Here is a 24,864-nt window from a genome sequence, read left to right on the forward strand (position 1 = left end):
GCCGTATACGAGACCGTCCTCGCTTCGTACCAGCGCCATCGGGCAACGCAATTCCGCTCAATTCGGTCCCTACAACCCGATATCGGTGACGGCATTCCCTACAAGAGGCGCGTGCTCGCGGCGGTACACCTCGACGGAGTCGAGGCTGGCGTGACCGGTCTGGCGGGCGATGGCGGATCCGTCGGCGCCGTTGCGGGTGCCTTGGGTGACGAATCCGGCGCGGAGCGAGTGCCCACCGAGCTTGGTGAGAGCGGCAGGGTCGTAGCCTGCTTGTTCGGCGCGGCGTCGGATGGTCTGGTGGATCGCTGCCCCGGACAACGCGGTCGCTCCCAGGTTGCCGTTCTTGGCGATGGCCCGGAACAGCGGCGCGCGAGCGGCGCTGCGTGGCACTCCCCCACGACACACGTGAGCGTCGAACGGTTCTCGCTTCCGGAGTAGGCGGATCACGGACGGACGGCCACCTGCGTCGAAGGCCGCGACGACCTGGACCCAACGGACGTACGCGCAGGGTGGGCAGGTGTCGTGAGAGTCGGTGCACGGCAGAGCTTTCACCGCTCCCCTGCCCTCTTGGTCGGTCTTCGATTTCCGCAGCCGAATGTGGAGGCCGTCGTGGCGATGCACGGTGACGTCCCCACACGCGAGCTCCGATAACTCGCTGCGGCGGAAGGCCCCGGCGAATCCGAGGAGCAGGATCGCGGAGTCGCGGCGTTCGAGGACCTCGTCGGCCTAGCCCCGGCACCGCTGCCGTGCCGTCTCGACTAGAAGTTTGATGTCCTCGACCAGCAGCGGATCCCGCGGTTGGCGCAGTCGGTCCCCCGCGGCGGCGTACTCCCGCCGGATCCCAGACAAGGTTGCGGCAACGAGTTCGTGCGCCGACGGAGATAGATGCCCGGTGGTGCGGTGATGGTGGTTGATCGCTGCGATCCAGGTGCCGAAGGTGGCGACGGCGTAAGCCCGCTCTCCTGTTTCGTGTCGGGTGTCGGCGGCGTCGACGAGGTACGCGGCGACAGTGATCGGGTGCGCAGGCAACGTCACGTGACCATTCGTCTCGCACCAGTTGGTGAAGCGTCGCCACGCGGCCGCGTAGGTCTTGCGCGTTCCGTCGGAGCGGGAGGATTGCACGGCGGCCGCGATCCGCTTCGCGACGGCGGGCGGGATCTCCGGCTCGACCGCCAACGATCTGCCGCCCACGGGGGTGCCCGCGACAGTGCTCACCGCAGGTGCACGGTCTGGTCGGAAGTCCATATCAGCAGCCTAGCGCAGGTCACCGACACGTCTGCAGAGTAAAACTGTGCTGAACTGGCAAAACGCGACCAACGCTGCGGAAAATGCAATTTACGTGCGTAACATCCACAAATTCGTGGGTGACTGGATACAGATGCGATTGACACCGTTTAGGGTCTCCATCTTGAGAGTTCCTGTGAAGTGACACGCTGGTTGTCCAATTGACAGCCTTTCTGTCCAATCGTGCCCAGGGTTTGTCCAACGCCTGCTCCGCTGGTCAAGCAGTTCAAGTGCGGAGTCGCGCCGCCGCCCCACGCGACCGGAGCCCCCTTGACCGAGAGATCGACTGCGCTCGTTGGGACGTCCGCTCAGCAGTCACGAGGCTGGGGTCGAGTGTCTTTCAGCCAGGTCCTTGGCAAGCTGGCTGATGCGTGTGCGTGCTGCCTCTGGGGTGAGTATCTCGATGTGGTTGCCGAACTGGAGGAGCTGGCGCACTGACTCGATTTCGGGGTAGCGGACGACGATGGTGCACCAGCCGTTTTCCGGGTCGGAGACATCGTGGATGCGGGTGCCGAGGATGCGCCGTGCCAGGTCGAGGCCATTTTCTCGCAGACGGACGGTCACACTCACGCGGCCTGGCTTCTCGGTGCGTTCCTTCAACGCAGCCCACCTGGTGCGGAGGGTCTCATCCGGTCTGAGAACAGCTGGCGCGTCGAGTTGTTCGTAGGCCGAGAGTCGTTCCAGAGCGAACAGCCGACCGGTCCCCTGGTCGTCGGCAACGAGATACCAGCGGCCTGATTTCGCCACAACCCCGTAGGGGTCGACCACCCGCGCCGAGGCCTGTTTCTCAGCGCTGTGCCGGTACTGGATTCGCAGCCGGCGTCGGTGTCGTAGGGCCGAGGCGAGATCCGATACGTCCACCGCTGGTTTTGAGTCAGCAAGCCACGCGTTGCTGTCCACCAGCACTAGGTCCGCCAGTCGCAGCAGGCTCGGCGACTCAGCTGCTGCGGCCTGGCGGGCGGCGATCTTGCGCGCGGCCGACTCCTGCACTGCCGACAGACCCAAGCGCTCGAGTTGGGTGCTGTCCAAACCAGCCACGGAGAGGACCTCCAGCTCTGGTGGTTCCAGATGGGATGCGTTGAGCCGCGCACCGGGGAGCAGAACGATCCCACCGCTGCGCCCACGTTCGGCATAAACAGGCACACCCGCTGCCGAGAGCGCCTCGACATCCCGCAGCACAGTCCGCCGGGACACCTCCAGACGCTCGGCGAGCTCGGTGGTGGTGATGCGCTGACGTGTCTGCAGGAGCAGCAAGAGGTGCAACAGCCTCGAAGCCTTCATGCTGACCAATATTCTCAGAGAAAGGTGACAGGTTCTGTCGCGATTAAGCGATCAACTGGAGCGGTACCGAGAATCCAACATCTGAGGAGCGCTCTATGCCCGCCCCCAACCTGTTCCTGATCTACGTCCGCGACTCCGAGGCCGCTACGGCCTTCTACAGCGACCTGTTCGAGATCGAACCGACCTTCACCAGTCCCCACTACGTGGCTTTCGAGGTAGCCCCCGGCGTCCTGTTCGCGTTGTGGACGGGGGGCCGCGAACACGCGGTCCCGAGCACTCCTCGCACGAGCGAAGTCGGGCTGATGGTGCCGGGAGCAGCGTCCGCAGTGGACGAGGTCTTCACGAGTTGGGTCTCGAAGGGAGTCCATGTCGTGGAGGAGCCGCACGACGCTGTCTTCGGCCGCACGTTCGTGATCACGGACCCCGACGGCAACCTCATCCGGGTCTCCCCGGTGGACTGAGCTTCACGACCCTTACCCCCTACATTCGTTCTCGAAGGGCCGGCCACGCACGATGGCCGGCCCTTCGCCTTGTCCAGGAGCTCAGACATGTCACATCCGAATGCTGCCCTCACCGCGCGCCACCGTCTGAAGGTCGCGCGACTCGTCATTGACGACCGCTGGCCAATACAGCACGCGAAGGCACACCTGATCGGCCAGTCCTGCGCGTTGGACAACTTCAATGGCACAACGTGCGCGAAAACCGACAAATCTCGATCATTGGACAGGCTAGTTGGCACACCGGACCGGCATTTCACGCTCATCGCGGTGGACAACTACCTGTCCTTTTGGACAAGTTCGGTGTCACTTCACAGTTCCCACCAAAATGTCAGCGTCCTGAACTGAGGGCCCAGGCCTCGACGACCCAGCCTGAACCAGCCGAGAACAGGCAATTTACGAGCTACATCGAAGCTTGTTCGTGCTCACGGCATCCTAAACTGGCCGCACGACATCGACGCGGCCGGCGACATGACGCTGCTCAGTCGGCTTTAAGAGCGCTTCTGGATTCAACCCGTCAGGAGTCGCGAATCGGGTCTTCTCTGTCGAGTCATCGGCGAGTTCCTATCAGACGACGCCTAGCGCTGTCCGTCCGATGTGACGGTTCGTTCGGTTCTGCGGCAAGATCATTGTTGCAATGATGGGGCCCGCTTAGTCTGTTTCTGGTGTTTCGTTTTCCGGAGTCGGCGTGGTTGACGTAGATCGGCCTCATCAGCGCCCAAAAGGTGCTCCCCCCATACCATCGCGGGCTGGGTAGGCCGCCCCAATTGGGGCAACCGCAAGATTCTTGGAGATCAGGTCGTTTCCCCCTCGGGCAGCTGAACTGTCACAGTGACGAATATAGCCTCAGTGAATTGCCTGCGAGCCGAACGCTGGTTTTGGTTAGAAATAACCCGGGATTGTCAATCGATGGTTCGTGAGCAAGCCTCAATAACCGGGGTGTCTCGATCAAATAAGCCCATACGTATGGCCATACAGCAGGCCATACGTAAAGCCGGACATCGGGCACTATCGCGAGGCGTGTGAAGGCATACCTGGAGGTAGCAGATTCCGATATGCCAGGCCCCCCACGCGGCGAGCTCATGCATCCTCATCCCGTCTGCAGCTCGATCGAGAACGGAGCCGGGACGAATCGTCACTTTCTATAGGCCTTCAAAAAGGAGATACTCCACGGCCGATCCCGCGGTAATAGCTTTATCCGGGAGCGGAAATGGGCGCAACTGGTGTTGAGAGCAGCACGACGCGCGCACAGAAAGAGCAATGAGTCTTGAGCAGCTTCGACCGTGCAAACCAGCAGTCGATCAGCGCTGAGGACTGTCCGCGCGGCGGCAACCCAGCAACGGGGGTTTGCAGGCGCTATCTAGCTTCGGCAGGGCTTAGCTTAAGTCCTGGCGTGGATGCTAAATCCGCTTCAAACAGGTTCCTCAAGTTTTGATTGTATCGGCGAATGTGTTGATGTAGCGCGCCGACATGCAGTCCGAATCGACTATCAGTGGCGCAGTCGTGCCGCACCGCTGCCGATGATTACCAGTGTTGCGATAAGTGACTGCGGTGTGAATATTCCGGTGGTCCCCGACATGCCTCCTCGCCCCGTTGCCTGAGATTTGAGTTTGCCTGCGAAGGCGAAGCGGCTCCCCTGGCTCGATGCTTTTCTGCTTTAGCTAGACTTCAAAGAAGAGCCTCTGAACAGCGGAAAGATGCGTGTACTTGCGACTGCCCATGCTTAAGCCCATACGTACACCCATGCGTATGGGCTTAAGCATGGGCAGGTAGCAGACTTTGTTATCGGTCTTGCAAATGCACGATGCAAAAGATATGTCCCCGCACTGCAAGCCGCCCGAAGTGGCAGCATTTGGACTGGACGTGACTGCGTGCCTGCATAAGCCCCTCTAAAAGTAACGACATATGTGCATCGCTGTGGCCGATCGACTTGTTATATGCCAGGTCGGTTATCAAGTTACTAGAAGGGTCTGGTTTACGCTCATCGGAAAGTGCTTGTTATGGCCAGGTATAAAGCCAGACATAAGGCGGCCTATCAAGCACTTAGCCCAGCTGCTCTAGTCGCCTGGCACAACGCAATATGTTACGCAACACACTCTGCCGTCCAGGAGGCTTTGCATATCGCTGTTTCATAGGCTGTAGCAAACGCGATTTAAGAGGCAGTGCACAGAGGTCTTCGAACAGCCGTAATTGTGAGCCGGTAAGCGGCTGGTGGTGAGGCAATGTTGGTAGCCGGTCGCATAGCGGGTAGCGCAGCCTTGAGAAAGACGGTTTGAAAGGTTGCATCAACGTGCGTGTCGCGGGACATACTCCTGGCACGTATCCGGTACTTTCATACGGGTGACGACAACCGGAACTTCTCGGACAGTGCTGGTCGCCAATCAGAAGGGCGGCGTTGGTAAGAGCTCGATCGTGTCAGCTGTGGCGGGGATGGTCGCCGCCGCAGGACGGCGAGTACTCGTCGTGGATGCGGACCAGCAAGCTAACGTCACCTCGTCCGATCTCGGGGTCGAAGGCGACGGCGGGCGCGGCCTCAGTATGGCGTTGCAATTCGCGCACGCGCTGACGCCTGTTCGGGATGTTCGTCCAAACCTCGATGTAATTCCGGGCGGACCGGCGCTCGCGGTTGTTGCGTCCGTGGCGGCCACAGCGTCGCAGACAGGGATCGATCTGCGACGCAACCTGACTCAAACGCTGGATGACTTGAACGATGTCGAGCACTACGACCTGGTCCTGTTTGACTCCGGCCCTGGCGACGCCCCACTCTTAGAGGCGCTGCTGGGGACCGCTCGATACCTCGTCGTACCTACCAAAGATGACGATGCCAGCTTGTCTGGTGTCGAACTCCTAGCGATGCGCTATCTGCGAGCGCGGCAAGCGGGATCTCTGATCCAGCTACTCGGTGTAGTCCTCTTTGACACAAATCCTCGTGCCACAGCGCGAAATCGTGAGGTGTTTGATCAAGTGCATGATCTTCTTGAAGGCAGCGGCGCCGACCCGTTCGAGACGTTCATTCGATCTGACCGTGCCGCAGCGGTCGATCTTCGGACGCGCCATCTCACCCCGTTAGAACTCGTCGAAGTCGCAGAATCGGATCAAAAGAGCCGTCTGCAAAGATTGCGTCAGAAAGGCAAGCCCAGCGACCGACTATGGTCCAGGGACGCATCCGGGCTTGCATCGGACTACCAGGCCTTGACTCGCGAAATTCTCAACCGCGTCGCCAACGCCGAACGTGATCGAGTCGCAGGCGGTGTCGCGTGAGCACCAAGAAGCGCCGTGCCGCATTCGATCCGAACGCACTCAACGATCTGGACGACCTGCTCCCGCCGCTCAACCTAGTTCGAGATGCTGCAGCTGCGGGCGGAAATACTGTGCCTCGTGCCGATAGTGGACGGACATCGCCGCCTATTCACGCTCCAGCAGGTATTGAGGACAGTAGTCCTGACAGGGACAGTGCTGTAATGGAGGCCGCTCAGGAGACCGACGCGGACAGGGCGCCCCATGCAGAGCAGCCTCGTTCGCCAGTCACCGCAACCGAAGATGACCCTGAGACAGTCAAAGAATCCGCCCAAACCGTCTCTGCACCAAGCCAGATTGGCGACAGTCCGAGCTCGTCGCGTCGTGCAGACGCGCGACGTAAAGGCGCAAAACGGGACTTGGCGACGAGCATAAACCGTGTAGCGCCACCCGAAGTGGCACTGCCGCACGAAATCTACCGTGCCCTGAGGTCGCTCACGCTCGAAGAGCGGAGCGTAGATCCGACGAAGGCACGCTCATACGGGCAGGTCGTGCTCGACGCCGTCGAGGAGCATGCAGGCGAATTGAAGGAGCATTGGACGAGTGCTGTTCCGCGCGTGAGCGGGGGACTATTCAAGAGGGCGGAGGCAGGAAGGCCCACACGCCGGCGACACAATGCGCCCCAATCTCGGGTTCCGCTCGGCGGTGTCATCAACTCTGACGTCGCGGTCCTGGACCAGCTAGCTACCGACTGGGGTGCCGGTAGTAGAAGTGCCCTTGTCGAACAGGCGTTACGTCTATACCTGCGCGTCAGCTGAGCTGTCTGGATTGAGCCGGAGTGTACTTATAGCTAGGCACGGAGGTTCCTCGGCGACAACATCTGGACCGGCTCGCCGCGAACGCCGCAACTCGAGTGACAGGGTTGATCCGATGCGTCCCTCAGAGGCTCAAAGTCGACCACAGAAAGAGTCTTAAATGGACATTCGCAGCGATCAGAGCGGTGCAGTCGGCTCACCGCCTGCGCTGACGGTCCATCCGCAGGTACTATTCGCCGCGCTAATGACCGGCATTGCTCTCACTGTGGGAATCGCCGCATCCTCGTTCTGGTTGTCCTTCGCCGCGCTTCGAGAGCTGGCGATCATGGCCGGAACCGAGCCAAGGCGAGGATGGGTACTGCCCGTCGTTCTCGACGGTGCAATCGTCGCCACGACGGTGATCGCGCTCGCTTTGTCCCATCACTCGGACGCAGGAACAGTTCGAGGCCGCAGATTCGTGCTGACTGTCCTCGTAGTCGCGGCCGGTGCATCGATTCTCGGCAATGGGTATCACGCAACGTTAACCCCCAATGCGGTACCAGCTATCATTGCAGCCGGAATCGCCACTGTGGCACCGGTCTTCCTACTCGGAATGACCGAGGTGCTTGCGGTCATTCTGCGTGCGCCGCGAAAGTGGGAGGCGGCGGTGGTTGAGTCCGACGTTCAGCAACTACAGCCGAGTTCGGGTGTGTCCGACACCGCGGCAACCACGTCCACAGAGCAGCAAAGCGGGGGACTGGACCCGGTCATCTGGGCGACAGTGCTTGTGTACCTTCAGCATCCTGAATGGTCCTACAATGATGTCGCCACCGAGCTAGGTGTTGATTCGTCAATGGTTAGTGCCCATCTCGCCGAATGGTTCGACCTGCAGATGACGACCGCTAAACATTGCGGCGTCGATAAAACGACCGCCGCGTTTAACCAAAAGTATGCGGTCGAGGAACGTGATCGCCTACCAGCTCTCGCATAGGCGGCGTCTCGCCCGTCGCGTCGAGCGTTCGGTTGCGCGCCCTGAAGGGCCCTAGTGTCGCAATGAATTCTGGTTCGATCACGCCTGAACGAGTTTCGTCAGATACGCGTAAGTTCGCGAATCTGTTGCTGCAGAGTTATTAACCTCTGAAACTCTCAAACAGTCGTGTAGGACGCAGGGACGTGAATTGAAATGTTCCGCACCATCTTTGGTGAAACGCCAGTTCAGCACAGTTTTGGGCTGCGAAAGTGTCGGCGACCTGCGCTAGGCTGCCGTATGGACTTCCGACCCAGCCGAACACCCGCGGTGAGCACTGCCGTGGGCATCGCTGAGACTGCCGGGTCGGTGGCTGTCGAGCCGGAAATCCCGGCCGCCGTCGCGAAGCGGACCGCGAGCGCCGTGCAGTCCTCCCGGTCTGAAGGAACGCGAAAGACCTACGCAGCCGCGTTGAGACGCTTCACCAGTTGGTGCGAGACGAATGGTCACGTGACGGTGCCGGCGCACCCGGTCACCGTCGCCGCGTACCTCGTCGACGCAGCCGACACCCGCACCGAATCGAGGGAGCGGGCCTACGCCGTCGCTACCTTCGGTACCTGACTCGCGGCGATCAACTATCAGCACCGCAGGTCCGGGCCTCTGTCGCCGTCCGCGCATGAACTGGTCGCTGCCACCTTGTCGGGGGTCCGGCGGGAGTATGCCGCGGCGGGGGACCGACCCCGCCAGCCTCGGGAATGGGGAGATGGCCCCAGCTATGAGCATAGGCCCACCACGAGGCACTGGATCGCTGTTTCGCTGAGGTTATCGATCAGCGCGGCGGGTTCTTCGAGGGCGGCGACGTGGCGGGTCAGAGGAAACCGGCGAGGTCAGGCCCCTAGCAGGGTGCGTACCGAGTCTCGTCGTTGTTGCAGGTTGCCGAGGTCGTGTTCGATGTTGGTCAGGGTGCGGCGCATCTCGGCGGCGACCTGGGGACACATCTCGATGTGTGGTGTGGGGCCGGTGGCGCACGGAAGGATCATCGCGATGGCGTCGGTGCCGAACCCCGCGTCGAGCAGGCCGCGGATTTGGTAAACGATCAGCTCGGCGGACTCGTCGTAATGCCGGTATCCGTTGGTGTCGCGGTTGGACCGTAGGAGGGCTTGTTCCTCGTAATAACGCAGGGACCGCGTCGACACACCGCACCGCCTGGCGAGTTCTCCGATGAGCATCAGATCGACCTTTTCTCGGGCTAGGGCTTGACCTTCACACCAACGTCAATGCCTAGCGTCGAAGAATGATTCCTTCACCCGATGTTTCTGCCCTGCTCGATGCCGCTCATGTCGTCCGCGAGGGCGACGGCCCACCCCTGGCTCTGGCCCATGGTGCCGGCGGGGGAGTCAACCTCAACTTCGCCCCACTGATGGAGGCATCGAAGTCCGACCGAACGCTGATCGGGATGAACTATCCGGGCTCCGGTGGCAGCCCGATGGCCACGGCACCGCTGAACCTCGAGGAGCTGGCCGACGCTGTGGTCGAGGCAATGGTCCGCGCCGGGCACGAGAGATTCCCGGTGCTGGGGCTGTCTCTCGGCACCGCCGTCGCCGTGACGGCTGCAGTTCGCCACCCTGAACGGGTGACCGGTCTGGTTCTGACCGTCGGGCTCGCGAAGTCCGACGCACAGTCCGACGGGTTCTTGGCGCTATGGCGCCGGCTTGCGGAGTTGGAGGAGTGGGACGGTCTCGCGAACCTGATGATCAACGCAGCATCCCCAGACGTGCTGACAGCCCTGACACCTGAGCTACGAGCCGTGGCACTGGCGCAAGCACTCGAGAACTACCCGGAGGGTGGAGCCGAGCAGGCGGTCCTCGCCGCGTCGGTCGACGTCGAACACCTGCTGTCGCAGGTGAGCGTGCCGACGTTGGTGGTCGTGGCGGGTCAGGACCGCATCGTCCTGCCCAGCACCACCCGGGCGCTCGGCGCGGGCATCGCCGGTGCCGAGGTACTCGAGTACCCCAACGCCGGACACATCTTCACCCCCGACGAGACCGTCCGCTGGATCGAGGACGTGGCTTCGTTCCTGGCCCGCCACGAACTGTGAGTGTCGCCACCGGGTGGGACCGGAAGCTGCGCGGACGCCTGCTGGTACTGGGTCTGGCACTGTTCGTCTACCTGACGGCCGAGATGTTTCCGGTCGGCGCGTTGCCCGAGATCGCCGCGGGGCTCGACCTTCGCCAGTCGACCGCAGGCCTGCTTTTGTCCGGGTACGCCATAGCGGCTGGACTGGCTGCGATCCCGGTGGTGGTCTGGCTGTCTGGCAGGGACCGACGGACCGTGTTGGTGGGTTCGATGATCCTGCTTGCGGTGTCGCAGGTGGCGTTGGCGGCAGCGCCCACGTTCGAGGCCGCCATGCTGAGCAGGGTCGTCGCGGCCGTCGCCCACGGTTACGTGTGGGCGGTCGTGCCGGTCGCCGCTGCATCACTGGCACCGGACGGTGCGAAGGGCCGGGCGACTGCCGCAGTATTTGTCGGCTCCGCGGCGGGTCTGGTCATCGGCAGCCCGGTGTCGGCGGCCCTGAGTCAGGCTTTCGGATGGCGCGCCGCAGCGGCGGTGCTGGCGATTTCTGCGGGTGTTGTCGCGGTCCTCATCCGTAGGGTTCTGCCGCGGCTGCCGGGTCGCCCCTCTGGGAGCGTCGCATCGCGTTCGTCCGCGCAAGCCTTGCCGTGGCGACGGCTCGGGGCCATCTGCGGCATCACGGCGATGGTCGCCATCGCGCACTACGTCAGCTACACGTACTTCGCGTTGCTGGTCGAACCAGTTGGTATCACCGGCAGTCGCTATGCGGTGCTGCTTGCCGCTTATGGCGTCGCCGGCCTGGTAGGGGTGCGCCTGGTTGGACGCTACATCGACCGGTTCAACCGCGGCACCGGTGTCGTCCTGTTCGTTGTGTTCGCGGTATCGCTGGCGGGCCTCGGCCCGGCACTCATGGGAGGCGCTGCGGTGGTCGCCGTCGTTCTAGTGTTGTTGTGGGCGGCCTCGTTCAGTGCGGCTCCGGCAGTGCTGCAGGACACCGTGCTTCGTATCGCTCCCGATCACGGCGACACCGCGTCAGCCGTCTACGTCGTGGGGTTCTCCCTCGGCATCGCCATCGGATCAGCGGCCGGGGCGGCAGCACTCGGACCACTCAGCGCGGCCGAACTACCCGTCCTCTCCGCTGCACTCGCCGTCGCGGCTCTCGCATTGGTCATCCGCGGAGTGCGCCCACCCGCACGAGTCACCTGATGGGTCGAAGCCCGTCGGGGCTGGCCCCCGGCGCACACCCGTGCAGTAGTCCCGGCTACTGGCCGGGAGACCCGATCCAGGCTGGCGGCACCGGAAGGGTTTTCGACGGCAGCCTGAACTGGTGGATCGCGGCGCAACCCATGTAGCCCGTTGCCATCGGCCCCCAGTGCCGACGGAGGACAAAACCCATGCGTGCCGAATCGTCGATGGATGCGGTGGACTCCTCAAACGCTCCCCGCGCGCTCGATGACGAGGATGCGGGTTTCGGGAGCAGGGTGTGGGCGACGTGCTCGTCGCCCGGTTCAGCGAAGCAGAGCTGCCCTGGCACGAGTCGCTGAACGTGTTCGACGCCATCTGCTCGGTGGAGCGTCCGCGCTTGCCGCCATGGGTCTGCTCGATGGACGTCGGGCCACCGCGCACTGGAGCAGCGCCGCCGAGCTGGTAGACCGATACCCCTTGATCGACGTCGATCCCGACGTGCTGTTCGTCGACGAGGGGCAGATGATGACCAGTGCAGGTGTGGCGGCTGGCATCGACCTGTGCCTGCACCTGCTCCGCGATGCCGGGCCACCCTCACCACCGTCGACCACCTGCGTGCGGCGACAACCGTTCTCGATACCGGCCCGGTGCTGTCGAAGTCTCTGGTGCGCTGATTCCGCCTTCTTCGGATATCCGACGATCGGTGCTGCGCTGCGCGGCGGCGCAGATGTCTCGATCACCACCAGACTCAATTCGGTGATCAAAACCGCGATCAGCTCGATCCCGGCCGATGCCTGGAGACCGATCCGCTACACCAACGCCGTCTACGATACCAACACCCAGCAGTGGCTCTCGGTGGCAGAAGTCGCCGAGATACCGTTCACCGCGTTCGCATCCCAGAAGAAAGCGCACCACGTTCCGGCAGGCTCGTCGTGCGACGGATCCTGGACCTGCGACCGAAAAAGATCAAGGTCAGGGGGAATTGTTCGATGTGTGGCGGTTCCACGCCTTCATCCGCCACCACCGACCTGGACGACCTCGACACCGTCGCAGCCGACCAGGTCCAACGCCGGCATGCGATCATCGATCAAGTCCACGCCGATCTGAGAACTCCGCCCTCGCCCACATGCCGTCGGGACATTTCTGCGCCAACGCTGCCTGGCTGGTGTGCGCGGTGATGGCGTTCAATCTCACCCGCGCCGCAACGACACTGACCGGCGAGAAGTCGCTGGCCAAGGCAACGACCGGCACAATCGGGGGAACCCTGATCTCGGTCCCGACTCGCATCGCCTGCTCCGCACGCAGGCTCACCCTGCACCTCCCTGAGAAGTGGCCGTGGGAGAGGGCATGGGTCACATTGTTCGACAGCATGTTCTCGGGCGAAATGCCCATATCCTGACCCAACCAGAGCGTCCCTGCCCGCCCGCAACACGAAAGGCTCAGTGGAACAACCCGATAGCCGAGATCGGGTGACCAACCACGTCCACACCCCACCCGTTACCGCACAACGCATTCCGACTTCAGCGAATCAGTCCATCGGTGCATTCAGGGTTAATGTCTCAGGTGCGATAAGCGTCGGCGCGGTGCGAGATCGCGGTGACTTCCACCGTGCGGTTTTTATCGTTGATCAGATACAGCACCCGGTACGTGCCCCGGCGGGCACTGTAGGCCAGCGCCAGCGGGGGATCGAGCGGTTTGCCCACCCGACGCGGACTGTCCAGAAGCGGGCCTGTGACGAACTCGTACACCGCTGTCGCGACCTTTTCGGGCAACGTCGTCGACAATGCCCGCGCGGCCGAGCGCGCCATGATCAACCGGTACCGTTCGGCAGGCTCGCTCACTCGTCAGAGGGCCGCGCGTTACGCATCAGCCGTTCCAAGCCTGCTGCATCTACGACGTCCCCACCATTGATCTCAGACTGTCCGGCGAAATGCGCAGTCAGCAGATCTGTATCCGACAACACTGCGATCGTCTCCCGCAACGCGTCGTAGTCGTCAGCGCCCAGCAGAACAGCAGCGCGGTGCCCGTTGCGGGTGATCTCGAACCGCTCGTGCGTGTGCTCGGCCTCGTCGACCAAACGCGACAGCTGCGCTCGCGCGTCGGCAACAGGAAGAGTCGTCATGTACACAATTCTAGCGCAACAAATGGGTTCGAGTACATTTCCAGTCAGAAAGTCAAAAAGTTGGTCGCTACCCACCTCCGAGTGCTTAGCTATGCGCTGACCACGGCGCGACTGGGACACGGCAAAGGATCACAGCGTCGACCGCGGCCGAAACTCTCGAACCCATGGTCCCGAGTGCGATCGGTTCCACACCATCGAGCAGTCGCTCCTCGATCGAGCAGTACCCGCTCAGGGTCTGATGTGAATCGCGCCGCGGCCTTGCATCTGCGATCCGGTCACGTACAATTTGTTGTACGTAGATGTTGGAGGGTGAACAGTGAAGACCATGACGTACTCGGAGTCGCGGGCGAGGTATGCCGAAACCTTGAATGCAGTCACCGACGACCGCGAAGAAGTGGTGATCACCCGGGCCGGCCACGAGCCTGTGGTGATGGTGGCGCTCGATGACTACGAGTCGTTGAAGGAGACGGCCTACCTACTCAGGAGCCCCGAGAACGCCCGTCGATTGCTGGCTTCGATCGATCGGCTCGAACACGGTGCGGGGAGTGCTCGTGAGTTGCTCGAATGAAGCTGGTGTTCGACGAAAGCGCGTGGGAGGACTACCTCTGGTGGCAAACCCAGGATCGTAAGGTACTCAAGCGAATCAACGCGCTGATCAAGGATATCGAACGTAACGGCAACGAGGGGATCGGTAAGCCCGAACCCCTCAAACACGGTTTTCGGGGCTACTGGTCGCGTCGAATCACCGACGAGCACCGACTTGTGTACAAACTCGACGAGAACGAAATCAGACTCGCGGCCTGCCGATACCACTACGGAAGCTGACATCGCAGCCAGACGACGGACTGCGATCGTGCACGCAGCGGGCGATCCGCACCCGGCATCGATAGCGTTACGAGCAGCAGCGAAGATAATTCGCGACCGCCTGCACACATCCAGTCGCCATGGCCGTCCCGAACAGCACGTCGCTGCCTTGCAATAGTCCGCAGCATGCACTGAAACACTCTGCGCTGCAATAGCTTCAACACGACGCCGATAGACCGACTTACGTCATAGCGTCGCAGAATCGTAATTATCTGCAGTGCAATATAATTCAACAACCTCATCTCAAAATATCGTCACCGGCTGCAGCTATGTAAATTGCATTTTCCGCACCATCGTTGACAAAACAGCAGTTCAGTACAGTTTTGCTCTGCAGGGGTGTCCGCGACCTGCGCTAGGCTGCTCGTATGGACTTTCGACTGGGCCGAACACCTTCGGCAACCACTACCGTGGGCATCCCGGAGCGTGCCGGGTCGGTGGCTGTCGAGCCGGAGATCCCGCCCGCCGTCGCGAAGCGGATCGCGAGTGCCGTGCAGTCCTCCCGGTCGGAGGGAACGCGCAAGACGTATGCGGCCGCGTGGAGGCGCTTCTCCAACTGGTGCCAGGCGAATGGTCACGTGACGTTGCCGGCGCACCCGATCACCGTCGCCGCCTACCTCGTCGACGCCGACACCCGCACCGAAACGGGGGAAAGGGCCTACGCCGTCGCCACCTTCGGCACCTGGATCGCCGCAATCAATCACCAGCACCGCACAACCGGCCACCTTTCGCCGTCCGCGCACGAACTGGTTACCGCGACCCAGTCGGGGATCAGACGGGAGTACGCCGCGGCGGGGGACCGGCCCCGCGCACCGCGAGACCCGTTGCTTGTCGAGGACATCAAGCTGCTCGTCGAGACGGCGCGGCGGGGGGCCGCGGCTGGGCCGACGAGGTCCTCGAACGTCGTGATTCGGCGATTCTGCTTCTCGGGTTCGCCGGCGCATTCCGGCGCAGCGAACTTTCCGATCTCGTGTGTGGGGACGTCACTGTGCATCGGCACGACGGCCTCCACATCCGGTTACGGAAGTCGAAGACCGACCAAGAGGGCAGGGGAGCGGTGAAAGCGTGCTGCCATGAGATTTCATCTTTCCCTGAGACGAACCCTCCGGAAACACCGGGACGGATCAACGAGGCACCACGCCTCTGCGGTGCGAGGTTCTCTACCCAAAAAAGTGTCCTCAGTGTTTTATGTGCAACCCGAACCCTGTTCGGCCGTTCGACTCAAGACCGTCTTTGACGCGCAGCGACGGGATGTCGTAGTCGCCGAAGTTCTGTGGCCGGAACGCGATCGGGTCCGTCGACTCCAATGTGAGCAGCTTTTCGGTGAATTTGTCTGCGAGGCCGGGGTACTCGTCGCTGCTCATCCGGTCAGCGCCGTACACCACGAACGGTGGCAGCACCTCGATGCCCGGGTAATACAGGATTCCGTGTTGGAACGGGAACAGAAGATCATCGATCGGACCGTTGATTCCACGGGCACTGTAGTGCGACTGCGGGCCACCCGTGGTCACCGACAGCAACGCTCTTCGTCCCGTGAGGGCGCCCTCCCCGAATCGCTCGCCGTACTTGGTGTCGCTGTGCTCCCCGACGCCGTAGGCGAAGTGGAAGCTGAACACCCGATCCACCCAGCCTTTTAGGATCGCGGGCATCGAGTACCACCACAGCGGGAATTGGAAGATGATCGTCTCCGCCCACAGCAGCTTTTCCTGCTCGGCAATAACATCCGGAGTGAGCGCCCCGGAATCGAACGCTTGCCCGGAACTCCGGGCGATCTGCAGCGGGTTCGATGCGTGGACACCGAAGTCGTCACCATCGACGACGGCCTTCCACCGCATCGCGTACAGATCACTGACTCGCACCTCGTGCCCGGCGCCCTCCAACGTCGTCACCGCGAGGTCTTTGAGCGAGCCGTTCAACGACGTCGGTTCCGGGTGGGCGTACACGATCAGAGTTCTCATGGGGGCTCCTGTGTCGGTGGTGCCTGCAATTCTGGGCGCCATCGACATTCCTGTTCAGGGGCCGCACTTCCCGGGACGGCACTTCCTGGTACTACCAGGACCACCATCGAGGGCTGCGCAGCGCGCCATACTGGGTCGGTGGATGATTTGGCGAGCTTTCTGCGGACCCGGCGCTCTCGTGTCGACCCGGAGTCGGTGGGTATCTTCGCCGATCGCCGCCGCCGGGTGGAGGGGTTGCGCCGCGAAGAAGTGGCGCACCTGTCGGGAGTGAGCGTCGACTACTACGTTCGTTTGGAGCAGGGCCGCGCCACTGAGCCGTCCGAGCAGGTCCTCGATGCACTGGCGCGCGTCCTCGAACTCGACGACACCGAACGCGAGCACCTGCACCGCCTCGCTCGGCAGCGTCGTCGCCGCGCGAAGACGCCGAACGGGAAGCTACGGCCGGAGCTGCTGGGCCTGCTCGATTACGCTGCCGGTGCGCCGTCGTTGATCATGAACCACCGGCTCGACGTGCTCGCCGGAAACCGTCTCGCTCAGGTGCTGTACGGGGTGCCGATACCTGGTCTGAACACCGCCCGTCACCTGTTCCTCGCCGAAGCCGACCGGGGCTTCTACGCCGACTGGGATGCGTGCACCTCCGACGTCGTAGGTCACCTCCGGCTGGCGGCTGGCACCTTTCCCGACGACCCGCGATTGGCGTCGTTGATCGGCGAACTGTCCATCGGCAGTGCACGATTCCGGCGTTTGTGGTCCCGCGCGGACGTGCGCGCGCGGACCCACGGACGCAAGACCTACCGACACCCACTCGTCGGCCTGCTGGAATTTCATCAGGAGAACCTGGCGCTACCCGACCAACCCGGTCTCGAGCTGATCGTCCTCACCGCTATCCCCGACAGCTCCACTGCAGACAGCCTTCGCCTACTCGACAGCTTGGCAGCGGAATCAGCGGATACTGCATCTTCAACTCACGCCGAACCGCTACGTCCGTAGAAATAATGTCCAAGACCCGGCGCGGTGCGGTGCGGAAACTGCTTCGTTTGACGGTGCGGAGGACTCCACACAGCAATCAACACTCAGGTTCCGAGGGCGCTGCCGAGTGAGCGTCCAGATCAGTCGAAGTTCGGGGTTTGGTTGTTTCATTTCTGGTGCAGGTACGTAAGCCAGCTTTCGATTGCGTGGTGCATTGCCGCGGATGCCTCCACGGGTGTGAGGTGGCCGACGCCTTCGATGACTGTCGGTGGGGGGACATCCGGCAACAGCTGCGCAAGCCGGTCGGCGTGCGCTAGCGGAATCCACGGGTCCTGCTCTCCCCACCCGATTGCGGTCGGGCAGCGAACTCGGTTGAGTGCCGCTGCGACCGGCCTGGTGTCCTCGATACGCAACTGCGAAATTTGACGGTAGAACGCGCTCTGACCATTCCGGCCTTGCCATGGTGCGGTCAGCGTCGCCATGACCTCGTCGTTCATGGGCTGACTTGCAGCTCCGCGAATATAGGCGCGGACCAAGGCGACGTGTAGCGCCGCAGGCAGTGCCTCGAACACCTCGCTGTGGTCGGCGACGAGTTGGAAGAAGGGCGAACCCCACGGTTCGAGGGTAACCACGTCCCACAGGAATAGGCCGGCGTAGTTGCGCCCGTGGAGAAGGTGCGCTCCGAGTGTGACCGCCCCACCGATGTCGTGGGCGATCACACGGGGTTCGTCGAGTTTCCAGTGCTCGAGCAGCGCCGCGAAACGCGACATCTGAGAAACCAAGTCGGTGTCCACCTCGGGTCCCTTGTCCGACTGGCCGTACCCCGGCATGTCCCACAGGAACACTCGATTGCCCTCGCTCAGTCGAGTGGCGACGTCGGCCCACACCTGTGCCGACCACGGAGTTCCGTGGCACAACACCACTTCGTTCTGTGCACGTGGACGGCGGGGCGACAGTTCGTAGGTCGCGATCCGCACCCCGTCCACGGTCACGAAGATCGGATCCGGTAGTTCGAGCGTCGGCACAGTCATTATTCCACGCTAAAACTTCAGGTCGACCTGAAGTCAATCTGAGACAATGCTTCCGTGAGAATTGGAGAAGCGGCACAACTCGTGGACGTCCCCGATCACGTGCTCCGACACTGGGACGACATGGGAGTCGTTGTCCCCGATCGCACGGCTGCCGGTCACCGCGATTACACGGCGGAGCATGTGCATCGACTGCGGGTGCTTCGCGCGTGTCAATCGGTGGGAATGAGCCTGGCGGATATCAAACGCGTCCTGCACCGAGGCAAAGCTGGGCGGGCAGAGATGATCGCAGCCCATTTACGCCGGATCAGGATTCGGCAAGCGCAGCTGAACGATGCGGAAACCTTTCTCACCCACGTCGTCGGTTGTGTGCATGATTTGCTCACACGATGCCCTGATTGCAGTACGTATGGGCGGAACGCCTACGGTTCGCGAACCGTCGATTGACTCGAACCCTCTGTTCCCTCATGGGTCGTCAGCTTTGCGCCTACCTGCTGCCCGCGACTGCAATGAGGATTAGAACAATGCCCGTGAGGACGAGTCCGGACACCGCAGTGGCCTGGTCGCGGTGCCGCTGCTGCTCGTCGGCAGCGGAATGGGACTCTCGGCGGGGGCTCGTCGACGGGCAAGCGTTGGCGTTGGTTCCCGTCGAGAAAGTAGGCATGGCCGCCGGAGTCGTCAACACCTTCCGGCTCGGCAGCGAAGCGATCGCGGTGGCGGTCTACGCATCGATCCTGACCGGCGTGGTCGGTGCCCGGGCCGCCTCGGCCGCAGAATCCATCTACGGTGTCTCCGACCCTGCAGCGCTCGGAACTGCCGCCGCGAGCGGGGATCTCGACACCGCGCTCGGCACCGCGCCAGACGCCGCGAGCGACCGAGTCAGCACGACTGTCGTCGATTCGTGCAACAGCGGATTTCACACGACCCTGGTGACGATGACCGCGATCGTGGCCGCCGTCGCCGTCGCCGTCGCCGTCGCCGTCGCCATCGCCGCTTTGCTTCGCCGCGGAACGGATCGATGACCGCCCTCGAATTGGCTACCGCCCGAACACGTGTCATCGTCATCGAATCCGCACCCTCCACCACGAACGTTCCGAGCGCGGGAACCATTCACGCACGCTCGCTCCAACTACGTGCACGCCGGCCACCGGATCCGGCAGCGACGGCGATCTCGACAGAAGAAGGAACCGCCCTCGCCGGAATCAGGCAAGTCATCTCGAATGCACAGCTCCCGATGGCGTTGCGGCGGTCAGGTATTCGCCGAGCGCACGGGCCACGATACTGATCGCGTGATCTGTACTCTGCCTTGACCGAGTGGCGATTGCGACCCTACGGGACGGCGGGGAGTCCAGCCGGATCGCGCGAGCGCGCTCGGGTAGTGGTGGACGACCGAGTCGAGGCACGAGCGCAAGTCCGAGACCGGCGGCAGCGAACTCGACGTGCAACGAGAATTCCGATATTTCCATCGCGATACGCGGCCGAAAGCCGTGGGTGGCAAACATGTAAGTGAGCCACGAATGGCACAACGACCCTGCCCCGGTCGACACCCAGTCGTGACCTGCCAGATCGGCGAGCGACGGCGAATTTCCCAGTGGAAGGTCTCGGTGGCAGATGACGTCGGCGATGTCGTCGATGATGTGCACCGCGTTGATCGACGGCATCACCGGTTCCGGTTGACCGCGCCAGTGATGAACGATTGCGATGTCGACGGAGCCCGCAGCGAGTGCATGGTGGGACTCGGTGGGATCCATCTCGGTGAGAGAACATGTCAGACGGTCATGCCGCTGCTGCACAGCGGCGATCGCCGGCAGAGCGCCGTGCCTGATAGCCGTGGTGAACGACGCTATCCGCACATGTCCGGCCACTGCATTGTCCACACGTTCGGGTATGCCCAACAACTCGTCCAGGCGAGCCACCACCGGACCGGCCTGGTCGAGCAACGTGTGCGCTTCGGGAGTGAGGGTTACTCGGCGGCCACTCGGAACGAGAAGCGATCTACCGGTCGCGCGCTCGAGGCGCTTGAGTTGCTGACTGACGGCCGAAGGGCTCAGACGTAGGACCGCAGCGGCGGCGGTGACAGTCCCGTGATCTTTGACTGCTTGCAGAGCACGCAGCGTTGCTAACTCGTCCATGCACTTTTCCTTCACGGAATTGTCCGAAAACACGTAATAGACACACAACGTTATCTGCACGATGCTCGGTACATCCAGCTAGAGCCGTCGCCAGGAGAACCCATTGCTGCCCGCCACATCCGCACTCGCTGTCGCGCTCATCGCGTTGGGGATGGTCCTCACACCCGGCCCGAACATGATCTACCTTGCGTCACGCTCGATCTCGCAAGGACGCCGCGCAGGCCTGATATCCCTGGGCGGTATCGCGATGGGGTTCGTCGTCTATCTGTGTGCATCGGCGGCCGGTCTGTCCGCTCTGTTCGCTGCAGTGCCCGCTGCGTACACAGTCGTCAAACTGGTCGGCGCCGCCTATCTGTTGTACCTGGCTTGGGGGATGCTTCGTCCCGGCGGACGGTCGCCCTTCGAAGCACGAGAACTCGACGCGCACTCGCCGCTTCGCCTGTTCACGATGGGTCTGGTGACCAACATTCTGAACCCGAAGATCGCCCTGATGTACGCCGCGCTCATACCCCAGTTCGTGAACCCCGAACGCGGCTCCACCCTTCTGCAATTTCTGCAGTTGGGGTCCGTTCAGATTGCGATTGCGGTCACCGTCAACGGGGCGATCGTTCTCGCCGCGGCATCGGTGTCGGGCTATCTGCGTACGCACCCGCGCGTAATGAAGATCCAACGGACAACGGCAGCAGCCGTTCTCGGCGCATTCGCCGTCAACGTCGCAGTAAGCGGGGTGTAATTGTTGCGCACATCCACCTGTGCGACATGGATCCGACCACCGCCGAGGTCCCTTTGACGGTGCGGAATGCAACCGACCCCGAAGGGCTCCTCGAGGCACTCGCCATCAGGTCGGGAGCCCCGGCAGGCCGTCGATACTCTCGTAGTTCCGTTCCGTTCGGTATTGCGACATCCCGTCGACGCCCTTCTTCTCGGCCTGTAGTCGAAGAAGATCGCGCTCGCCGCTCATCTCCATAACGGGCACGCCCCAACCGCAGGAGTCACTGACCCGAGTGACATCGACGATCACGACGGCGCGAGTGCTGGGATGTTCGGGATGAAGCGCCGTCAACTCGTAGAATGCCGCTTCGCCCGGCATTGCAACGACGCCAGTGCCGTGAAGTCGCACGATCCGGGGCCTCGAATCGAACGAGTTGAACATCAAACAGACGCGACCGTTCTCTCTCAGATGGGCTATCGTCTCGACCCCACTCCCGGTGTAATCGACCCACCCCACCCGGTTGGCGCCCAGAACGGAGAAGGAGTCGTGTCCACGTGGCGACATGTTCACGTGTCCGTCGCCCGAGAGAGGCGCGGTAGCGACGAACCACATGGGCTGCGCCTCGATCCACGCCTTGAGGTTGTCGTCAATTCCGTCGAAGACTTTTCCCATGCGGGCCATGCTAGACCGCGGTCATGGCCTGGCCGGCTCGCCGTTGCTAGATGGCGGTCCGCACACCTGGCGAGGTAGCGCCCGTTAAGAGTGTAATTGGATCGAACTCAGTCGTAAGGCTTTTTGTCTTAGCTCCGGCAATTGTTCGGCCTGAACAAGTCGAGATGGCGGGTGTTGTATCTCCGTGTCGCATATGTGTAAAGAGATGCGGATGCATTTTGATATGCCGCGCTCGAATCGGTTCAATGCAGTGGCCCAGCAGGCCGCTCTGCTGACGCTGCTCGGCAAATCCGATAGCGCGTTGAACGATGAGACTCTTGAGAAAGACCGGCTGATCTTTCGTCAGATTGTCCTGACGGTGCGGAAACTGGCTGCCTCTCGGCAGCATTGGGGCGCGCCTGAACGTCTACGCAGTTGCCCCGAGGCAGCGAGATTGACTGTCGCTCGTCTTCATCGGTACGCGTGCAACGTCGCGGGCGGCGCGAGCCATGTCGCGACCCGATGCGGGATTTATTACAAGGGTTCGATATCGACGCCGTCGAGGTCGCGGAGCGCTTGAATCAGGGCTGCAGTCCCGTGTACGTCCAGGGTGTCCTCGTCGATGTCGGAGTACGCCAGCCATGCTCGGTCGTCGGGGTAGGCGACGTCGGGCCAATGGTGCTGAAACCAGGTGCCCCTGATCTGCCACTCGACGCGGGCCGCCGATTCGACGGGGCCAGTAAAGACGACGAAGCCGCGGCCACCGTCCATGGTTGCTGTGGGTCCGTGCCGAATGAACGACGGCAAGGCTGGCCACGGCCACGGTCCGGGGTCGTCGCCCGGAACGGCGCAAAATCCGAGCGAGGATGGGCTGCCGTTCCACGGGTAGCCGTATCCCTCCCACACCAGCAGGTGGGCATCGCTCGGTGTCGAGGTGTGGGCGGCGAGGACGGCGGCGAGGCGGGCCCGGACAGACTCGGGGAGATCACCGATGGTCTCGTCGTCGTCGGGGTTGCGGAGCCGCACCGATGCGTCGAATCGGTGGGCAGCGCCGGTGGTGTGCAGACGGTCGTCGTCGATCCAGGTCAGGGCGTCGGTGTCGATGATGGGGTGCAGTGAACGGTCGGCCCAGTGCTGCATGGCGGCGGTGTCGACGAGGGCGGTGTCGTGAGCGAGGGCTTCGCGGCGCCGCACTGCGGTCAGGTGTGCGCTCCGGCGGCGGAGTCGGGAGCGGTGGATCCAGCCTGGCATGGTCTCATCATGGCCCATCTGCCCGGGACTGCCGCGATCATCGGCAATCGACCAGTGAACCGGGCCGACCGCACATCATTCAACACCGTCCACGACCACATCGAGGCCCGTACCGACGCCATCGAGCACCACAGGGCCGAGCAACGGCAAGAACAGATCCGCGCCCAGCACGAACGCGACACCGTCGAGCATCACCGCACGGTCGACCAAGCCGTCGTCGAGCAGGAAACGCACCGCAGAGGACCACGGCTGTAGCCCGGCCCGGGACATCGGATTCGGCAACGTTTAGAGGCAGACATCTCAGTTCACGCCGCTGAGCCAGCGGGCGAGCTACACCGTTGACGAGCGTCGCGCGCCGAGGGGGTTGCCCATGCAGAGAGCGCGTTGGACAAGCCACCACCCCGAGTGCGCACGCTGGCCGCACAAATGCAGAAGGGGACCCAATTAGCCGGAGCCGCAGAGATCTAAGCCTGGATGCACCGATTCGGTGACAGCTGAACGCGCGCCACATACGCGAAATGCCCTGTAGTGGTGGAAGAATTGAACTTCTCACAGTAACAATTCGGCCTCGACGAAGGGCATCTCGCAGATGCAACTATCTCACACCCATCCCGTCACCGCGGCACGCTTCGACGACCCGAACCTCGTGTCGTGTGCCGGGCTGGTTCCGATCATGGCGTTGGCCGAACAGTCCGGACTCCTCACCCTCGCCGATCAGCATCTATCGGTGCCGACCGACAAAGGCGCCAACGCCGGCCGCAAGATCGGATCCCTGGTCGGGGGCATGATCGCCGGCGCCAACTCCATCACCGACCTCCACCGGATCCGCCACGGAGCGATGGGCGTCCTCTTCGACCGCCCCTACGCTCCCTCGACGCTGGGTTCGTTTCTGCGGAAGTTCACTTTCGGGCACGTCCGACAACTCGATGCCGTCGGATCCCGACTGTTGCACTCGCTAACCGAACACACTCCGGTACTCGCGGGCCTGAGCACCGAACGAGTACTCATCGACATCGATGACACCATCATCGAAGTGCACGGTCACAGCAAGCAAGGTTCCGGATACGGCTATTCCGGGGTGCGCGGCCTGAACTCGCTGATCACCACAGTCAGCACCACCGCTGCCGCCCCGGTGATCACCGGCCAACGCCTCCGCAAAGGATCGTGCGGGTCCGCGCGTGGCGCGAAACGGATGATCGCCGACACCCTCGCAACAGTGGAACGACTCCGGGCCGCAGCGGACACAGCCCCGACAAGCACAGCAGCACAGGCAGTGTCGAAGCCAGTGTTACGCGCTGACTCAGCCTATTACGGATATCCGAGCATCGGAGCTGCGCTGCGCGGCGGCGCGGACGTCTCCATCACCACCCGCCTCAACTCGGTGACCCGCGCAGCCATCGCCACCATCACCGACGATGCCTGGACGGCCATCAAATACACGAACGCACTCTTCGACGAGGACACCCAGCACTGGATCTCCACCGCCGAAGTCGCCGAAATACCGTTCACCGCATTCGCCTCCCAGAAGAAAGCCCGCCACGTTCCAGGCCGGTTGATCGTGCGGCGCATCCCGGACCTGCGACCAAAGAAAGATCAAGGCCAACGGCAGCTCTTCGACGTCTGGCGGTTCCACGCGTTCTTCACCACCACCGACCCCGCCGATCTCGGTACCGTCGCCGCCGACAAACTTCACCGCGGCCATGCGATCATCGATTATGTCGATGTCCGGGTTATGTCGATGTTTTTCCTGAAGCGTCTGGTCAGGGCGGTATTCGGCTCAGATGGTGCGACATAACTAGAGGCTTTCCAGGAACGTCAGCAGCTGACCGTTTGGAGCGTATCGCTTGCTCGTGGTCCCCGGT

23 protein-coding genes and 4 pseudogenes are annotated in these 24,864 nt (G+C 62.7%); 16 read left to right on the forward strand and 11 right to left on the reverse strand.

Translation table 11 applies throughout. The annotated features are described in order from the left end of the window. Positions 1-69 precede the first annotated feature (69 nt). Positions 70-1,245: pseudogene (locus QMK32_RS19805) on the reverse strand (site-specific integrase). A 354-nt stretch (positions 1,246-1,599) separates the two neighbouring features. Then, positions 1,600-2,565 (reverse strand): helix-turn-helix transcriptional regulator, encoded by a 966-nt coding sequence (locus QMK32_RS19810; protein ID WP_283476941.1) that lies wholly within the window; start codon positions 2,563-2,565, stop codon positions 1,600-1,602. Between the two features lie 95 nt (positions 2,566-2,660). Here QMK32_RS19810 and QMK32_RS19815 point away from each other — a divergent pair, with 95 nt between their 5' ends. The 5 genes from QMK32_RS19815 (at position 2,661) to QMK32_RS19835 (ending at position 8,681) form a co-directional block, all read left to right on the forward strand. After that, the gene (locus tag QMK32_RS19815) at positions 2,661-3,026 is read left to right on the forward strand and encodes a VOC family protein (RefSeq protein WP_283476942.1); all 366 of its coding nucleotides are present in this window, start codon (positions 2,661-2,663) and stop codon (positions 3,024-3,026) included. Between the two features lie 2,376 nt (positions 3,027-5,402). Next, entirely contained in the window at positions 5,403-6,323 is a 921-nt protein-coding gene (locus QMK32_RS19820; protein ID WP_283476944.1) for a ParA family protein, read from the forward strand. Positions 6,324-6,754: 431 nt separating this feature from the next. Further along, the gene (locus QMK32_RS19825) at positions 6,755-7,117 is read left to right on the forward strand and encodes a hypothetical protein (protein WP_283476945.1); all 363 of its coding nucleotides are present in this window, start codon (positions 6,755-6,757) and stop codon (positions 7,115-7,117) included. A gap of 157 nt (positions 7,118-7,274) precedes the next feature. Beyond that, on the forward strand, positions 7,275-8,084 hold the full coding sequence (locus QMK32_RS19830) for a DUF2637 domain-containing protein (RefSeq protein WP_283476948.1): 810 nt from the start codon (positions 7,275-7,277) through the stop codon (positions 8,082-8,084). 276 nt (positions 8,085-8,360) lie between these two features. Next, the gene (locus QMK32_RS19835) at positions 8,361-8,681 is read left to right on the forward strand and encodes a hypothetical protein (protein ID WP_283476949.1); all 321 of its coding nucleotides are present in this window, start codon (positions 8,361-8,363) and stop codon (positions 8,679-8,681) included. 266 nt (positions 8,682-8,947) lie between these two features. Here QMK32_RS19835 and QMK32_RS19840 read toward each other — a convergent pair whose 3' ends face one another. Next, positions 8,948-9,289, reverse strand: coding sequence for a MerR family transcriptional regulator (locus QMK32_RS19840; RefSeq protein ID WP_283476950.1), 342 nt, complete (start codon positions 9,287-9,289; stop codon positions 8,948-8,950). Between the two features lie 65 nt (positions 9,290-9,354). On the opposite strand from QMK32_RS19840, the gene QMK32_RS19845 reads away from it, so the two are divergent. From QMK32_RS19845 to QMK32_RS19860, 3 genes and pseudogenes are all read left to right on the forward strand, one after another. Continuing rightward, on the forward strand, positions 9,355-10,158 hold the full coding sequence (locus QMK32_RS19845; protein ID WP_283476951.1) for an alpha/beta fold hydrolase: 804 nt from the start codon (positions 9,355-9,357) through the stop codon (positions 10,156-10,158). After that, entirely contained in the window at positions 10,155-11,339 is a 1,185-nt protein-coding gene (locus QMK32_RS19850; protein ID WP_283476953.1) for an MFS transporter, read from the forward strand. Before QMK32_RS19845 ends, QMK32_RS19850 begins: the two co-directional genes overlap by 4 nt. Positions 11,340-11,978: 639 nt before the next feature. Beyond that, positions 11,979-12,717 (forward strand): annotated as a pseudogene (locus QMK32_RS19860) (transposase); the annotation flags it as partial. Between the two features lie 160 nt (positions 12,718-12,877). On the opposite strand, the gene QMK32_RS19865 reads toward QMK32_RS19860, so the two are convergent. Together QMK32_RS19865 and QMK32_RS19870 are read right to left on the reverse strand one after the other, a co-directional pair. Further along, entirely contained in the window at positions 12,878-13,126 is a 249-nt protein-coding gene (locus QMK32_RS19865; RefSeq protein WP_502943717.1) for a type II toxin-antitoxin system RelE family toxin, read from the reverse strand. Between the two features lie 29 nt (positions 13,127-13,155). After that, the gene (locus QMK32_RS19870) at positions 13,156-13,446 is read right to left on the reverse strand and encodes a type II toxin-antitoxin system Phd/YefM family antitoxin (protein ID WP_283476717.1); all 291 of its coding nucleotides are present in this window, start codon (positions 13,444-13,446) and stop codon (positions 13,156-13,158) included. Positions 13,447-13,756: 310 nt separating this feature from the next. Between QMK32_RS19870 and QMK32_RS19875 the strand changes: the two genes are divergently transcribed. The 3 genes and pseudogenes from QMK32_RS19875 to QMK32_RS19885 all read left to right on the forward strand — a co-directional run. Further along, positions 13,757-14,008: a type II toxin-antitoxin system Phd/YefM family antitoxin gene (locus tag QMK32_RS19875; protein ID WP_283476955.1), complete on the forward strand. Its 252-nt coding sequence runs from the start codon at positions 13,757-13,759 to the stop codon at positions 14,006-14,008. Beyond that, positions 14,005-14,265: a Txe/YoeB family addiction module toxin gene (locus tag QMK32_RS19880; protein ID WP_283476957.1), complete on the forward strand. Its 261-nt coding sequence runs from the start codon at positions 14,005-14,007 to the stop codon at positions 14,263-14,265. Before QMK32_RS19875 ends, QMK32_RS19880 begins: the two co-directional genes overlap by 4 nt. 404 nt (positions 14,266-14,669) lie before the next feature. After that, positions 14,670-15,367: pseudogene (locus QMK32_RS19885) on the forward strand (site-specific integrase); the annotation flags it as partial. Between the two features lie 112 nt (positions 15,368-15,479). Here the strand turns inward: QMK32_RS19885 and QMK32_RS19890 are convergent. After that, a complete protein-coding gene (locus tag QMK32_RS19890; protein ID WP_283476959.1) occupies positions 15,480-16,259 on the reverse strand; it encodes an NAD(P)H-dependent oxidoreductase in 780 nt (259 codons plus the stop codon). A 138-nt stretch (positions 16,260-16,397) separates the two neighbouring features. On the opposite strand from QMK32_RS19890, the gene QMK32_RS19895 reads away from it, so the two are divergent. Then, positions 16,398-17,249 carry a helix-turn-helix transcriptional regulator gene (locus tag QMK32_RS19895; protein ID WP_283476960.1) on the forward strand — a complete coding sequence of 284 codons (852 nt, stop codon included), beginning with the start codon at positions 16,398-16,400 and terminating at the stop codon, positions 17,247-17,249. A 146-nt stretch (positions 17,250-17,395) separates the two neighbouring features. Here QMK32_RS19895 and QMK32_RS19900 read toward each other — a convergent pair whose 3' ends face one another. Then, positions 17,396-18,259 (reverse strand): alpha/beta fold hydrolase, encoded by an 864-nt coding sequence (locus QMK32_RS19900; RefSeq protein WP_283476962.1) that lies wholly within the window; start codon positions 18,257-18,259, stop codon positions 17,396-17,398. Between the two features lie 54 nt (positions 18,260-18,313). On the opposite strand from QMK32_RS19900, the gene QMK32_RS19905 reads away from it, so the two are divergent. Then, a complete protein-coding gene (locus QMK32_RS19905; protein ID WP_283476963.1) occupies positions 18,314-18,703 on the forward strand; it encodes a helix-turn-helix domain-containing protein in 390 nt (129 codons plus the stop codon). A gap of 77 nt (positions 18,704-18,780) precedes the next feature. Next, positions 18,781-19,278, forward strand: coding sequence for a hypothetical protein (locus QMK32_RS19910; protein WP_283476964.1), 498 nt, complete (start codon positions 18,781-18,783; stop codon positions 19,276-19,278). Between the two features lie 189 nt (positions 19,279-19,467). Here the strand turns inward: QMK32_RS19910 and QMK32_RS19915 are convergent, their stop codons facing one another. After that, the gene (locus QMK32_RS19915; protein WP_283476965.1) at positions 19,468-20,388 is read right to left on the reverse strand and encodes a LysR family transcriptional regulator; all 921 of its coding nucleotides are present in this window, start codon (positions 20,386-20,388) and stop codon (positions 19,468-19,470) included. Between the two features lie 103 nt (positions 20,389-20,491). Here QMK32_RS19915 and QMK32_RS19920 point away from each other — a divergent pair, with 103 nt between their 5' ends. Then, entirely contained in the window at positions 20,492-21,121 is a 630-nt protein-coding gene (locus tag QMK32_RS19920; protein WP_283476968.1) for a LysE family translocator, read from the forward strand. Between the two features lie 105 nt (positions 21,122-21,226). On the opposite strand, the gene QMK32_RS19925 is transcribed toward QMK32_RS19920, so the two are convergent. From QMK32_RS19925 to QMK32_RS19935, 3 genes are all read right to left on the reverse strand, one after another. After that, positions 21,227-21,772 (reverse strand): pyridoxamine 5'-phosphate oxidase family protein, encoded by a 546-nt coding sequence (locus QMK32_RS19925; protein WP_283476969.1) that lies wholly within the window; start codon positions 21,770-21,772, stop codon positions 21,227-21,229. A 513-nt stretch (positions 21,773-22,285) separates the two neighbouring features. Continuing rightward, positions 22,286-23,002 carry a hypothetical protein gene (locus QMK32_RS19930; RefSeq protein WP_283476971.1) on the reverse strand — a complete coding sequence of 239 codons (717 nt, stop codon included), beginning with the start codon at positions 23,000-23,002 and terminating at the stop codon, positions 22,286-22,288. A gap of 75 nt (positions 23,003-23,077) precedes the next feature. Then, complete coding sequence (locus QMK32_RS19935; protein ID WP_283476972.1) at positions 23,078-23,272, reverse strand: hypothetical protein; 195 nt, start codon at positions 23,270-23,272, stop codon at positions 23,078-23,080. Positions 23,273-23,591: 319 nt separating this feature from the next. Here QMK32_RS19935 and QMK32_RS19940 point away from each other — a divergent pair. After that, positions 23,592-24,722: pseudogene (locus QMK32_RS19940) on the forward strand (IS1380 family transposase); the annotation flags it as partial. Positions 24,723-24,864 lie beyond the last annotated feature (142 nt).

This window comes from Rhodococcus sp. H29-C3 (assembly GCF_030063405.1).
In the GTDB taxonomy this organism is placed as follows: Bacteria; Actinomycetota; Actinomycetes; order Mycobacteriales; family Mycobacteriaceae; genus Rhodococcoides.

Coding starts and splice junctions, on each gene's coding strand:
- QMK32_RS19930 (WP_283476971.1), bottom strand. CDS start 23,002: ATGCCAGGCTGGATCCACCGCTCCCGACTCCGCCGCCGGAGCGCACAC.
- QMK32_RS19865 (WP_502943717.1), bottom strand. CDS start 13,126: ATGGCGCGCTCGGCCGCGCGGGCATTGTCGACGACGTTGCCCGAAAAG.
- QMK32_RS19845 (WP_283476951.1), top strand. CDS start 9,355: ATGATTCCTTCACCCGATGTTTCTGCCCTGCTCGATGCCGCTCATGTC.
- QMK32_RS19925 (WP_283476969.1), bottom strand. CDS start 21,772: ATGGGAAAAGTCTTCGACGGAATTGACGACAACCTCAAGGCGTGGATC.
- QMK32_RS19900 (WP_283476962.1), bottom strand. CDS start 18,259: ATGACTGTGCCGACGCTCGAACTACCGGATCCGATCTTCGTGACCGTG.
- QMK32_RS19835 (WP_283476949.1), top strand. CDS start 8,361: ATGGACTTCCGACCCAGCCGAACACCCGCGGTGAGCACTGCCGTGGGC.
- QMK32_RS19815 (WP_283476942.1), top strand. CDS start 2,661: ATGCCCGCCCCCAACCTGTTCCTGATCTACGTCCGCGACTCCGAGGCC.
- QMK32_RS19840 (WP_283476950.1), bottom strand. CDS start 9,289: ATGCTCATCGGAGAACTCGCCAGGCGGTGCGGTGTGTCGACGCGGTCC.
- QMK32_RS19915 (WP_283476965.1), bottom strand. CDS start 20,388: ATGGACGAGTTAGCAACGCTGCGTGCTCTGCAAGCAGTCAAAGATCAC.
- QMK32_RS19890 (WP_283476959.1), bottom strand. CDS start 16,259: ATGAGAACTCTGATCGTGTACGCCCACCCGGAACCGACGTCGTTGAAC.
- QMK32_RS19880 (WP_283476957.1), top strand. CDS start 14,005: ATGAAGCTGGTGTTCGACGAAAGCGCGTGGGAGGACTACCTCTGGTGG.
- QMK32_RS19935 (WP_283476972.1), bottom strand. CDS start 23,272: ATGTCCCGGGCCGGGCTACAGCCGTGGTCCTCTGCGGTGCGTTTCCTG.
- QMK32_RS19810 (WP_283476941.1), bottom strand. CDS start 2,565: ATGAAGGCTTCGAGGCTGTTGCACCTCTTGCTGCTCCTGCAGACACGT.
- QMK32_RS19910 (WP_283476964.1), top strand. CDS start 18,781: ATGCCCGTGAGGACGAGTCCGGACACCGCAGTGGCCTGGTCGCGGTGC.
- QMK32_RS19830 (WP_283476948.1), top strand. CDS start 7,275: ATGGACATTCGCAGCGATCAGAGCGGTGCAGTCGGCTCACCGCCTGCG.